The sequence below is a fragment of the Lentzea sp. NPDC060358 genome, from assembly GCF_042725365.1.
Taxonomy (GTDB): domain Bacteria; phylum Actinomycetota; class Actinomycetes; order Mycobacteriales; family Pseudonocardiaceae; genus Lentzea.
The window spans coordinates 19,242-30,023 of record NZ_JBHXCW010000086.1; the positions used below are offsets into that span (position 1 = coordinate 19,242).

Annotated in this window: 10 protein-coding genes and 1 pseudogene; 7 read left to right on the top strand and 4 right to left on the bottom strand. The window is 71.4% G+C overall.

What is annotated here, in order from left to right:
• Positions 1-103: 103 nt before the first annotated feature.
• Both ACFWGZ_RS19770 and ACFWGZ_RS19775 read left to right on the top strand, forming a co-directional pair.
• Positions 104-523: pseudogene (locus ACFWGZ_RS19770) on the top strand (chemotaxis protein CheB); the annotation flags it as partial.
• 154 nt (positions 524-677) lie between these two features.
• Entirely contained in the window at positions 678-2,867 is a 2,190-nt protein-coding gene (locus tag ACFWGZ_RS19775) for an ATP-binding protein (protein WP_382452989.1), read from the top strand.
• A gap of 109 nt (positions 2,868-2,976) precedes the next feature.
• Here the strand turns inward: ACFWGZ_RS19775 and ACFWGZ_RS19780 are convergent, their stop codons facing one another.
• Positions 2,977-3,732 (bottom strand): ATP-binding protein, encoded by a 756-nt coding sequence (locus ACFWGZ_RS19780; protein WP_382452990.1) that lies wholly within the window; start codon positions 3,730-3,732, stop codon positions 2,977-2,979.
• Positions 3,732-4,112 carry an STAS domain-containing protein gene (locus tag ACFWGZ_RS19785; protein WP_382452991.1) on the bottom strand — a complete coding sequence of 127 codons (381 nt, stop codon included), beginning with the start codon at positions 4,110-4,112 and terminating at the stop codon, positions 3,732-3,734. Before ACFWGZ_RS19785 ends, ACFWGZ_RS19780 begins: the two co-directional genes overlap by 1 nt.
• Before the next feature lie 215 nt (positions 4,113-4,327).
• On the opposite strand from ACFWGZ_RS19785, the gene ACFWGZ_RS19790 reads away from it, so the two are divergent.
• From ACFWGZ_RS19790 to ACFWGZ_RS19800, 3 genes are read left to right on the top strand one after another with little or no spacing between them, the layout of a single operon-like run.
• Positions 4,328-5,329 carry a chemotaxis protein CheB gene (locus ACFWGZ_RS19790; protein ID WP_382452992.1) on the top strand — a complete coding sequence of 334 codons (1,002 nt, stop codon included), beginning with the start codon at positions 4,328-4,330 and terminating at the stop codon, positions 5,327-5,329.
• Positions 5,326-6,057 (top strand): ATP-binding protein, encoded by a 732-nt coding sequence (locus ACFWGZ_RS19795; RefSeq protein WP_382452993.1) that lies wholly within the window; start codon positions 5,326-5,328, stop codon positions 6,055-6,057. The genes ACFWGZ_RS19790 and ACFWGZ_RS19795 overlap by 4 nt, the downstream gene beginning before the upstream one ends.
• A 9-nt stretch (positions 6,058-6,066) precedes the next feature.
• Positions 6,067-7,923, top strand: a complete 1,857-nt coding sequence (locus ACFWGZ_RS19800) for a CheR family methyltransferase (protein ID WP_382452994.1) — start codon at positions 6,067-6,069, stop codon at positions 7,921-7,923.
• Here the strand turns inward: ACFWGZ_RS19800 and ACFWGZ_RS19805 are convergent.
• Together ACFWGZ_RS19805 and ACFWGZ_RS19810 are read right to left on the bottom strand one after the other, a co-directional pair.
• Positions 7,920-8,177, bottom strand: coding sequence for a hypothetical protein (locus ACFWGZ_RS19805; protein WP_382452995.1), 258 nt, complete (start codon positions 8,175-8,177; stop codon positions 7,920-7,922). The two genes, ACFWGZ_RS19800 and ACFWGZ_RS19805, sit on opposite strands and share 4 nt — an antisense overlap.
• A 93-nt stretch (positions 8,178-8,270) precedes the next feature.
• On the bottom strand, positions 8,271-9,107 hold the full coding sequence (locus ACFWGZ_RS19810) for a helix-turn-helix transcriptional regulator (protein ID WP_382452996.1): 837 nt from the start codon (positions 9,105-9,107) through the stop codon (positions 8,271-8,273).
• A gap of 101 nt (positions 9,108-9,208) precedes the next feature.
• On the opposite strand from ACFWGZ_RS19810, the gene ACFWGZ_RS19815 reads away from it, so the two are divergent.
• Together ACFWGZ_RS19815 and ACFWGZ_RS19820 are read left to right on the top strand one after the other, a co-directional pair.
• On the top strand, positions 9,209-9,970 hold the full coding sequence (locus ACFWGZ_RS19815) for an SDR family NAD(P)-dependent oxidoreductase (protein WP_382452997.1): 762 nt from the start codon (positions 9,209-9,211) through the stop codon (positions 9,968-9,970).
• 26 nt (positions 9,971-9,996) lie between these two features.
• Positions 9,997-10,752: an SDR family NAD(P)-dependent oxidoreductase gene (locus ACFWGZ_RS19820; protein WP_382452998.1), complete on the top strand. Its 756-nt coding sequence runs from the start codon at positions 9,997-9,999 to the stop codon at positions 10,750-10,752.
• The last annotated feature ends 30 nt before the right edge of the window (positions 10,753-10,782 follow it).

Sequence of the window (10,782 nt, forward strand, 5' to 3'; positions counted from 1 at the left end):
CGGACCGCGCCGGAGGAATACGCTCGACGGCGTGGACCCGGATGCCGCGCGCTACCACGCAGTGCTGATCGGCGCCTCCCTCGGTGGTGCCGAGGCGCTGCAGGTGCTGCTGGGCGGGTTGCGGACCGACCTGCCGGCACCCGTCGTGGTCGCCCAGCACCTGGGCCCCGGCGTGAGCCACCTCGCCACGATCCTCGGCAGGGTCTCGCGGCACCCCGTCGAGTGGGCCACCGACGGAGGGCGGCTCGCCCCGGGGCACGTGTACCTCTGCCCCGGGCGGACGCAGGCGCGACTGGAACCGGACGGGACCCTGACCCTGCGGGCCATGCCCGGCAGGTCGTCGCGCGGCCAGGTCGACGAGCTGTTCGCCTCGGCCGCCGGGTCGCTGGGCGCGCACGTGCTCGCCCTGGTGCTGACCGGGCTCGGCAACGACGGCACGGCGGGAGCGCGCGCGGTCCGCGAGGCCGGGGGCGCCGTGATCGTGCAGGACGAGGTCACGGCGACCGCGTTCGGCATGCCCTCCGCCGTCATCAACGCCGGCGTCGCGGACCTGGTGCTGCCGCTGGGTGAGCTGCCCGACCTGCTGGACCGGGTGGTCGGATCCGGCCGTCCGGTGCCCACCGCCGCCGTGAGCCACGGAGGCCATGTTCTCCTCGGGCGGACGGGTCGGGCGCCTCATGAGCGCCACCGACTGGGGCGCCACCCCGCTGGGTCCGGTCGACCGGTGGCCGTCCGTGCTGCGCGACACCGTCGCCATGGTCCTCACCAACCCGGTGCCGATGGACCTGATGTGGGGACCGGATCTGCTGCAGCTGTACAACGACGCCTACAGCGACATCATCAGCGCACGCCATCCCGACGCGCTCGGGCGGTCGGTGTTCCAGGTGTGGCCGGAGGCCGCCGGGACGTTCGGTCCCGCGCTGCGCCAGGTCATGGACACCGGGACGGCCGTGTCACTGGTCGACCAGGCGTTCGTGGTGAACCGGTCGGGACACCTGGAGGAGGTGTTCGCCACCGTCGCCTACAGCCCGGTCCGCGACGGCGGCAGGGTCGGAGGTGTGCTGGCGACCCTCGTCGAGACCACCCGGCAGGTCCGCGACGCGCGGCGCCTCGCCACCCTGCACCGGCTCTCGGCCACCTCGCGCGAAGTGGACGACACCACGTCCGACCGCGAGGTGTGCCAGTGGCTCATGCGGGCGGTCGCCGCCAATCCGCAGGACATGCCGTTCGCCCTGGTCTACCTCGTCGAGGACCGCGGCGTGCGCGCCCACCTGGCCGCCTCCACCGGCCTGCCCGACGACAGCCCGGCACTGGACCCGATCGTCACCAGCGACCGTCCGGCCGCGTGGCCGCTGCACGCCTGCATGCGCGAGGCGGCGCCCCAGGTCGTCGAGGACCTGGACACGAGGTTCCCGAACCTGGTGTCGGGCGCGTGGCCGCAGGCGCCGCACACCGCGCTGATCCTGCCCGTCGGCCCGGTCCGCGCCGGCGTCCCCGCCGCGCTGCTCGTGCTCGGCGTCAACTCGCACGCGCCCCTGGACGACAGCTACCGCCAGTTCTTCGACCTCGTCGTCGAGCGGGTCTCCGCCACACTGGCCACGGCGCGCGTCCACCGCGACCGGCAGCACCAGGTGGCGGCGCTCCAAGAGCTCGACCGCGCCAAGACCAGGTTCTTCGCCAACATCAGCCACGAGTTCCGCACGCCGCTGACGCTCCTGCTGCTGCCGTTGGAAGAGCAGCTCACCACACTGCCGCCCGAACACCGCGAGGTCGCGGAGATCGCCCACCGCAACGCGGTGCGCCTGCTGCGGCTCGTCAACACCCTGCTCGCGTTCTCCGAGCTCGACGAGGGCCGCGGCGCCGGGAACCCGGTGGACGTCGACGACCTCGCCGGACTGACCGTGGAGCTGACCGAGGTGTTCCGCCCGGCGGTGGAGCGGGCGGGCCTGCGGCTGGTGACCGACTGCCCGCCGCTCGACCGCCCGGTACGGCTCGACCCGGCCATGTGGGAGACGGTCGTGCTGAACCTGCTGTCCAACGCGCTCAAGCACACCTTCGCCGGGGCCATCACCGTGGAGGTGCGGCTGCGACGCAGCCACGTCGAGCTGGCGGTGACCGACACCGGCTGCGGCATCGAGGACGCCGAGATACCGCACCTCTTCACCCGCTTCCACCGCGTCCACGGCGCGAAAGCGCGCAGCAGGGAGGGGTCCGGCATCGGGCTGGCGCTCGTCCGCCAGCTCGTCAACGGCCACCACGGCAGCATCCGCGTCCGCAGCGTGCCCGGCACCGGCAGCACCTTCACCGTGTGGATCCCGCTGGTCCAGGCCCACAGCGAGCGCGAACCCCGCGCCCTCCGACCCGACAGCGCGGCGCGCGTCCGCCAGGCGTTCGCGGAGGAGGCCGAGTCCTGGCTTGCCGCGGAAGAACAGCCCGGCGCATCGCACCCGCCCGCGCGGCCGGGACGAGCCGCCCTGCTCATCGTCGACGACAACGCCGACATGCGCGCCTACCTGCGACGCGTCCTGGACGAGCAGTACGACGTGCACGTCACCGCGAACGACGAGAAGGCGCTGACCCAGCTGACGGGCCGCCGGATCGACCTCATCGTGAGCGATGCCGGTCTGCCGGGGCACGACGGCCTCCGGCTCGTCGAACGCGTGCGATCCGACCCCGCTCTGAGCGGCATACCGGTCATCCTGCTGACCCCGTTCGGCGCGGCGCACCACAAGCTCGGCGGGCGCGCCGCGGACGCGCACGACCACGTCATGAAGCCGTTCACCGCGCGGGAACTCATCGCGCGCATCGAGGCGCAGCTGGCACTGCGCCGAGTCCGCACGGCGGCGGCGGAGCGGCCGACCACCTGACTCGGTCGGGCTGGCCGGCGCCGCACGCGGAGTCTTGCGGCCGGGCGACGACGGGCGCCCGCCCGGGGTTTCGCGCCACAGTCGCCGAGCGGCCGGCACCCCGTCCCGGTCAGGCTGGGCCGAGCACCGCCCACACCGTCTTCCGGCTCTCCAACCGGTCGACCACGCACCCCCACGTGCGCGCGAGCTGCGTGACGATGTGCACGCCCCGCCCCGCGTTGGCGGCGTCGCCGCCGGGGTCGGCGAGCACGGCCGGCGCCGGATCGTCGTCACCCACCGCCACGGTGACCCGGCCGCGGCGCAGTTCGAGCCGCAGCCTCACCTCGGACCCGGTGTGCGCGATCGTGTTCTGCACCAGCTCCGACGCCACGTGCACCGCGTCTTGGGCGAGCCGGTCCGGCAGCTCCCACTCCGTGCAGGTCCGCGCGACGAACCGGCGGGCCGCACGCGGGCTCGCCGGGTCGTGCGGCAGCACGCGGTGCGCGCGCCGGCGTGGTTGCGGCCGGTCCACGTTCGCCAGCGCCTCGTCCACGTCGCCGAACACCCCGACGTAGCGCCGCACGGGCGCGCGGCGGAACAGCTCGGCGTGCGCCGGCCCCGACGCCACGAGCACCGGGAGCGCGGGCCAGTCGCTGATGCGCAACCAGACCGTGGTGAACACGTTCAGCACGGTGCTGGTGGCGATGGCGACCGCACTGAGGTCGACGATCAGCGCGCGGGGCTCCTCGACGGCGCACTTCAGCATGAAGTCCCGCAGCAGCGCGTAGGTCGAGTAGCCGAGGACGCCCTCCGGCCGGATCACGGCACACCCGTCGCGCTCGTCCGCGGTGCACCACAACCGCCGGTCGTCCCAGAGATCTGTCATCAGCCCGCGTCGGCGTTCGCGGTGGCGCCGGCGAGCGCGTCCCGCACGGAGCCGGTGATCGGGAGGTGGCCGTCGAGACCGGTGATCTCCAGCAGCCGCAGGACGGCGTGCGTGGTGGCCACGATGCTCACCGCGACGGTGTCGCGGCGGGCCTGCTCGCAGGCCTGTGCGAGCAGACGCAGGCCGGTCGACCCGATGAAGGTGACCCCTTCCAGATCGATCACCACCGCGGGTGGTTTCGCGGCGAGGCAGGCGAACAGCGGTTTCCGGACGGTCGACTCGGTCAGCGCGTCGATCTCGCCGGCGATCCGGACGATCACGGCGGCACCGTGACCGTCGACGCGCACCGACACGATCTTGTCGAGATCTTCCTCAGGCATGCGGCATCCTTCGCGGGGGTGACGCCACATCTGGCGGGGCTGCCTGCTGAACCCGGCCGTGGCGGTGTGTTCGGTAGCTCTCGACCGTATTCCTGTCCGGCGGAGCCGTCGACCTGGGAGCCGGTTCCCGAGCCGAACGGACCAACCCGCGCCGGACGTGTCGTCCTGGGGACGCGGGGTACCCGTACTCGAATGACGAGGCAGAGGAGCACTCGGTGCAACGGGACCTGGTAGTGGCCGGAGCCTCCGCCGGTGGGGTGGAGGCGTTGTGCGCCTTCGTCTCCGGCCTGCCCGCCGACCTCTCGGCGGCGGTCGTGGTGGTGCTGCACATGCCCGCGGGTGGTTCCTCGGCGCTGCCGGCGATCCTCGCCCGGTGCGGGAAGCTGCCCGCCTCCTCGGCCGAGGACGGCACGGTGGTCGAGCACGGCCACGTCTACGTCGCGCCCCCGAACCACCACGCGGTGGTGCAGGACGGCGTGCTGCGGCTGTCGAGGGGGCCGACGGAGAACGGTCATCGCCCGGCGGTCAACGTGCTGTTCAGCTCCGCCGCACTCGCGCGGGGCGCCGGCGTGGTCGGGGTGGTGCTGTCCGGGGCGCTGGACGACGGCACCGCCGGCATGGTCGCGATCAAGAACAGGGGTGGGCTGGCAGTCGTGCAGTCCCCCGGCGGCGCGCTGTACCCGGGAATGCCGGACAGCGTGCTGCGGCACGTGGAAGCCGACCACGTCGTCCCGGCCGCCGAGATGGGCGACCTGGTCGCCCGGTGCGTCCGCGAGGGCTCGGACGACGCCGCCGCTCCGCCGTCGGAGATTCTGCGCATGGAGGTCGAGGTGTCCCGCGACGATGCCGGTGCCGAAGCCGGCGACATTCCCCGGCACGGCCGCAAGACCACGTTCACCTGTCCCGACTGCGCGGGTTCGCTGGTCGAGCTGCCGAGCGAGAGCGGGCAGTACCGCTGCCTCGTCGGCCACGGCTGGACCCCCGACGCGCTGCTCGACGCCTACAACGGTGGTCTGGAGCGGGCGTTGTGGATGGCGTTGCGGACGCTGGAGGAGAAGACGGCGCTGGCGCGGCGAATGGCGTCGCACTCGCGCCAGTCGGGTCGTGAGCTCGTCGCCTCGCGGTACGACAACCAGGAGGAAGAAGCGCTCGCCGCCGCGGCCGTTCTGCGCAAGTACCTGCTGAGCCCGGAGCTGAGGGAGGACGCCGGCGCGTGACGGAGATCTGCGTTCGGACGAGCGAGCTCGCGGGTGTGGTCGTGGCGACCCCGGTGGGGCGGCTCGACCTGTCCACCTACGCGGCGTTGCGCGACGGGCTGCTCAAACAGGCGGCCGCGGTACCGCTCGCGATCGTGGTCCGCCTGGGTCCGGACTTCGAGTCCGCGAGCAGGGCCATGCTCGCGGTGTTCACCACGGTCTGGATGCGGATCTCGCAGTGGCCCGGCGTGCCCCTGGTGCTCGTCGCCGAGACCGAGGAGCACCACAGCGACCTCCGGCGCAGCGGCGTGACCCGGCACGTGGCCACCGCGACCGACCTGGAGGCGACGCTCGACCGCGCCGAGCAGCCGCCGCTGCGGCGCTACCGGCGCCTGACCCTGCCCAAGTCGCTCGTCGCGGCTCTCATCGCCCGCGAGGAAGTCCGTGTCGCCTGCGCCGAGTGGGAGCTTCCGGGCTTGGTCGACGACGCGCTGCTCGTGGTGAGCGAGCTCGTCGAGAACGCGGTCCGGCACTCGGGTTCGGAACCGGCGCTGCGCATCGAACTGCGCGCCTCGGGGCTGTCCCTCGCCGTCCGCGACGACAACCCCGAACCGCCGGTGACGAGGTCCGCGGCGCAGCACCGGGGACTGGATCTGGTCGGCCGGACGAGCGTCGCCTGGGGCACCATGCCCTCATACGATGGTGGCAAGGTCGTGTGGGCTGTCCTGGCTCTCGGGCCGAGACGGTAGTTTTGCCGCGTGAACGAGCGTCTCCCTGGCACCGACCACGAGTTCGAGGAAGTGCTCCTCTACCTCAAGGAGTCGCGCGGCTTCGACTTCACCGGCTACAAGCGCACGAGCCTGCAGCGGCGCGTGAGCCACCGGATGAGCCAGATCGGCATCGAGAGCTACACCGACTACATCGACCAGCTCCAGGTCAACGCCGACGAGTTCAGCGCGTTGTTCAACACGATCCTCATCAATGTGACCAGCTTCTTCCGCGACACCGAGGCGTGGGCGTACCTGCGGGAGGACGTCGTCCCCGCGATCCTGGCCGAGCGCGGACCGGACGACCCGATCCGGGTGTGGAGCGCCGGCTGCGCGTCCGGCGAGGAGGCCTACAGCCTCGCGATCGTGCTCGCCGAGGCGCTGGGACCGGAGCGGTTCCGGCAGCAGGTGAAGATCTACGGCACCGACGTGGACGACGAGGCGCTCGGCCAGGCGCGACTCGCCAACTACGGCGAACGCGACCTGCAGTCGCTGCAGCCGGAGATCACCACGAAGTACTTCGAGCAGCACAACGGCCGCTACAGCTTCCGCAAGGACCTGCGCCGCTCGGTCATCTTCGGCCGCAACGACCTCGTGCAGGACGCGCCGATCTCCCGCATCGACCTCCTGGTGTGCCGCAACACGCTGATGTACTTCACCCAGGAGACGCAGTCGAAGATCCTCGCCCGGTTCCACTTCGCACTCGTCCCGAAAGGCGTGCTGTTCCTGGGCAAGGCCGAGATGCTGCTCAGCCACAGCCGCATCTTCGACCCGATCGACCTCAAACGCCGCATCTTCCGCAAGGCGCCCAACGGGGTGGGCAGCGCGGCCACCTTCATCTCCCACCCGGTGGTGCACGACCGCAGGGTGGACGTCGGCGGCATCGACGCGCTGCGGGAGCACGCGTTCTCCGCGAGTCCGGTCGCCCAGGTCGTCGTGACCGCGGACGACGTGGTGGCGCTCGCGAACCAGCAGGCGCAGACCACCTTCGGCCTGTCGACCAAGGACGTCGGCAGGCCGTTGCGCGACCTCGACCTCTCCTACCGCCCCGTCGAGCTGCGCGGGTACGTCGAGCAAGCCCGGATGGAACGCAAGCCGTTGCGCGTCAAGGACGTCGAGTGGCTGCGCGGGCCCGGTGAGTCCCTGTGGTTCGAGATCCACGTCAACCCGCTCATCGGCGTCGACAACACCTTGCTGGGCGTGTCGGTGGTGTTCCACGACGTGACGTCGGCGCGCCGGCTGCTCGAGGACCTCGAGTACGCGAACCGCCAGCTGGAGTCCGCGTACGAGGAGCTCCAGTCCACCAACGAGGAACTGGAGACCACCAACGAGGAGCTCCAGTTCACCGTCGAGGAGCTCGAGACCACCAACGAGGAACTCCAGTCCACCAACGAGGAACTGGAGACGATGAACGAGGAGCTGCAGTCCACCAACGACGAGCTCCAGACCATCAACGACACCCTGCGCGAACGCAGCGCGGAGCTCGACCAGGTCAACGAGTTCCTGGAGTCGATCCTCACCTCGCTGCGCGCCGGTGTCGTGGTGCTCGACCTGCAGATGCGGGTGCTCACCTGGAACAGGGGCGCCGAAGAGCTGTGGGGCGTGCGCCGCGACGAGGCCGAGGGCGAGCACCTGCTCAACCTGGACATCGGCCTGCCGGTGGCCGACCTCCGCCCGGTGGTGCGCTCGGCACTGACCGACCCCGCGTTCATCGACGAGGTGAAGCTGAGCGCGGTGAACCGGCGCGGCCGCGAGGTGGTCGTCCGGGTCGTGTGCAGCTCGCTGCGGAGCAACGAGGGCGAACCCGGCGGGGCGATCCTGGTGATGGAGCAGCAACACACCGACTAGCGCTGGCACACGGCGATACTCATCGATGACTCCCCGTTGTGCACGGTGCCGCTGAGCGCCCGGACACCCTCGGCAACGTCCAAGGCCCGCTGGCACGACTCGAGGTCGCCGAGACCGGGGTGGGTTTCGGCTTGCACCACCGCGACCCGTTGCCGGGTGGACAGACCCAGGTCGCCCCGGCGGGCGAGGTCGAGCATCGGCGCTGCCTGGTCGAGCCGGCGTTCGTAGACCGACAGGAACGCGTGCCGGGTCATCGCGCAGGCGTGGCTCGATGGACACGCCCTGCCGGACCGGTCCGGACCGGTCTCGCGGTCAGCGGACGCGCGACACTCCAGAGGTCAGGCCCGTCAGCGAGGTGACCGAGTTGTCCGTCCGGCCGTGACGTGCAGGCTGCTCAGCAAGGCGAGCGAGTCCGAGCTCGGGCTACCGGGCTCGGCGTGGTAGATGATCAACTGCTGGCCGGGCGCGTCGCGCACGTCGAACGCCTGGTAGGTGAGCGTGAGCGGCCCGACCTCGGGGTGGACGAGGTGCTTCGGTTCACGGGTCTTGCCACGCACCTGGTGCGTCTCCCACAGGACGCGGAACTCCTCACTTCCCTCGATCAGCTCGGCCACCAGTGCGCTCAGACCGGGATCGTCCGTCCCGGCGGCGATCCGCAGGTTCCGGACGGTGGCCTGCGCCGTCCAGTCCCAGCGTTCGTAGAACTCCCTGCCCGCCGGATCCAGGAACGTCATCCGGGCGAGGTTGTCGGCGACGCGGAACGGCGAGAACAACGCGTCGGCCAAGGCGTTGGTGGCCAGCACGTCCAGCGTGCGGCTGAGCACGAACGCGGGAGTGTGCGGGTAGCCGTCCATGAGCTGCCTCAGCTCGGGGCTGACCACCGCACGTGCCGGGGCCGGGGCCGTCTCGGGTGCCGTACGAGCCAGTCGGTAGAGGTGCTCGCGGGCGTCGGCGTCCAGGTCCAGCGCCCGGCAGAGGGCGTCGAGCACCTGCGGTGACGGCCGCAGCTCCCGGCCCTGCTCCAACCGCGTGTAGTAGTCGACGTTGACACCCGCGAGGACGGCCACCTCCTCGCGACGCAGGCCGGCCACGTTGCGCCGGCCCGAGTACCGCACGCCCGCGTCCTCGGGAGAACGCCCGGCCCGGCGTGCCCGCAGGAAGTCACCCAGCTCTCCACCGCTCATCAGATCAGCCTAAGCACTCGTGGAGCTGGTTGCCTGGGTGTGTCACACCCAGGCGAACGACGTCCTGCACACCGCCGCGGCCGTCCTCGACTCTCGACGGCATGAGCAACAACGACAACCCCGTGCACCGCGAGCTCGAGGGCACGGTCGCGCTGGTCACCGGCGCGGCGAGAGGGATCGGTGCCGCCACCGTCGCCTGGCTGCACGACCGCGGTGCTTCGGTGCTCGCCACCGACATCCGCCCGGAGGTCGACGACCTGCGGCACCGGTTCAGCCGGGTGTCCACCTTGGTCGGTGACGTCTCCCAGGAGGAGACCGCGGTGCGCTCGGTCGCCGCAGCGGTGGAGCGCTTCGGGACGCTGGACGTGTTCGTCGGCAACGCCGGGCGGTCGATCAACAAGCCTGTCGTCGACACCACGGCGGACGAGTGGGACGAGCTGATGGCGATCAACGCCCGTGGCACGTTCCTGCACGCTCGCGAAGCGTTCAGGGTCATGCGGGACCGCGGCGGCTCGATCGTCCTCACCGGCTCGATCGTGTCCCTGGTGGGCCTGCCCCAGGCCGCCGCCTACTCGGCCACCAAAGGCGCGCTGGCACAGCTGACCAAGGTGCTCGCGCTGGAGGGCGGACCTCACGGCATCCGCGCCAACGCCGTGGCCGCCGGTGTGGTCGAGACCGATCTGCTCGACACGTTCCGGCCGGACAGCAGGGAGTACCTGCGTTCGTTCGGCCACCTCCACCCGCTGGGCCGCGTCGGGCAGCCGGAGGAGATCGCCGAGGTCATCGGCTTCCTCGCCTCGCCGCGAGCCGGCTTCGTCACCGGCGCGGTCATCGCCGCCGACGGCGGCTACACCGCCGCCTGACCACCATCGAACCTCAGGAGAACACCATGTCCGACCGTCTCACCGGCAAGATCGCCCTGATCACCGGAGCGGCCGGTGGCATCGGAGAAGCCACCGCCGAACTCTTCGCCCGCGAAGGCGCGCGCGTGGTCATCACCGACATCACCTCGGCACGCCTGGAGAAGCTCGCCGAACGCCTCGAAGGCGAAGGAGCCGAAGTGCTGGTGGCGGAGCTCGACGTGTCCTCCCCCACCGCCTGGGAGGCGGTGGTCGAGCGGACGCGCGAGCGGTTCGGTGGCTTGGACGTCCTGGTCAACGTCGCCGGAATCGTGGACTGGCCGGGTATCGAGGACACCGGGCAGGAAGCCTGGGACCGGGTGATCGCGGTCAACCAAACCGGTACCTGGCTGGGGATGAAAGCCGCCCTGCCGTTGCTGCGCGCCTCGGGCAACGCCTCGATCATCAACACGTCCTCGGTGCTCGGCCTGATCGGCAGCGGCGCCGCAGCGGCCTACCAGGCCTCGAAGGGCGCGGTGCGGCTGCTCACCAAGACCGCCGCCGTCGAGTACGCCACGCGCGGTGTGCGGGTCAACTCCGTGCACCCCGGCGTCATCGTCACATCGATGATCAAGACGATCCTGGACGAGCAGGGCGACCGCCAACCCGACATCGTGCGCACGCCGATGCGGCGCGCCGGCCGCCCCGCGGAGATCGCGGGCGCAATGGTGTTCCTCGCCTCCGACGAGTCCTCGTTCGTCACCGGCGCCGAGCTCGTCGTGGACGGTGGGCTCACGGCCCACTGATGCGCAGCCCAGCGAGGACGTTCCGCAACC

Excerpts from the sequence above, each read along its gene's own strand:
- ACFWGZ_RS19775 (WP_382452989.1), top strand. The coding sequence starts at position 678 with ATGAGCGCCACCGACTGGGGCGCCACCCCGCTGGGTCCGGTCGACCGG.
- ACFWGZ_RS19780 (WP_382452990.1), bottom strand. The coding sequence starts at position 3,732 with ATGACAGATCTCTGGGACGACCGGCGGTTGTGGTGCACCGCGGACGAG.
- ACFWGZ_RS19785 (WP_382452991.1), bottom strand. The coding sequence starts at position 4,112 with ATGCCTGAGGAAGATCTCGACAAGATCGTGTCGGTGCGCGTCGACGGT.
- ACFWGZ_RS19805 (WP_382452995.1), bottom strand. The coding sequence starts at position 8,177 with ATGACCCGGCACGCGTTCCTGTCGGTCTACGAACGCCGGCTCGACCAG.
- ACFWGZ_RS19810 (WP_382452996.1), bottom strand. The coding sequence starts at position 9,107 with ATGAGCGGTGGAGAGCTGGGTGACTTCCTGCGGGCACGCCGGGCCGGG.
- ACFWGZ_RS19815 (WP_382452997.1), top strand. The coding sequence starts at position 9,209 with ATGAGCAACAACGACAACCCCGTGCACCGCGAGCTCGAGGGCACGGTC.
- ACFWGZ_RS19820 (WP_382452998.1), top strand. The coding sequence starts at position 9,997 with ATGTCCGACCGTCTCACCGGCAAGATCGCCCTGATCACCGGAGCGGCC.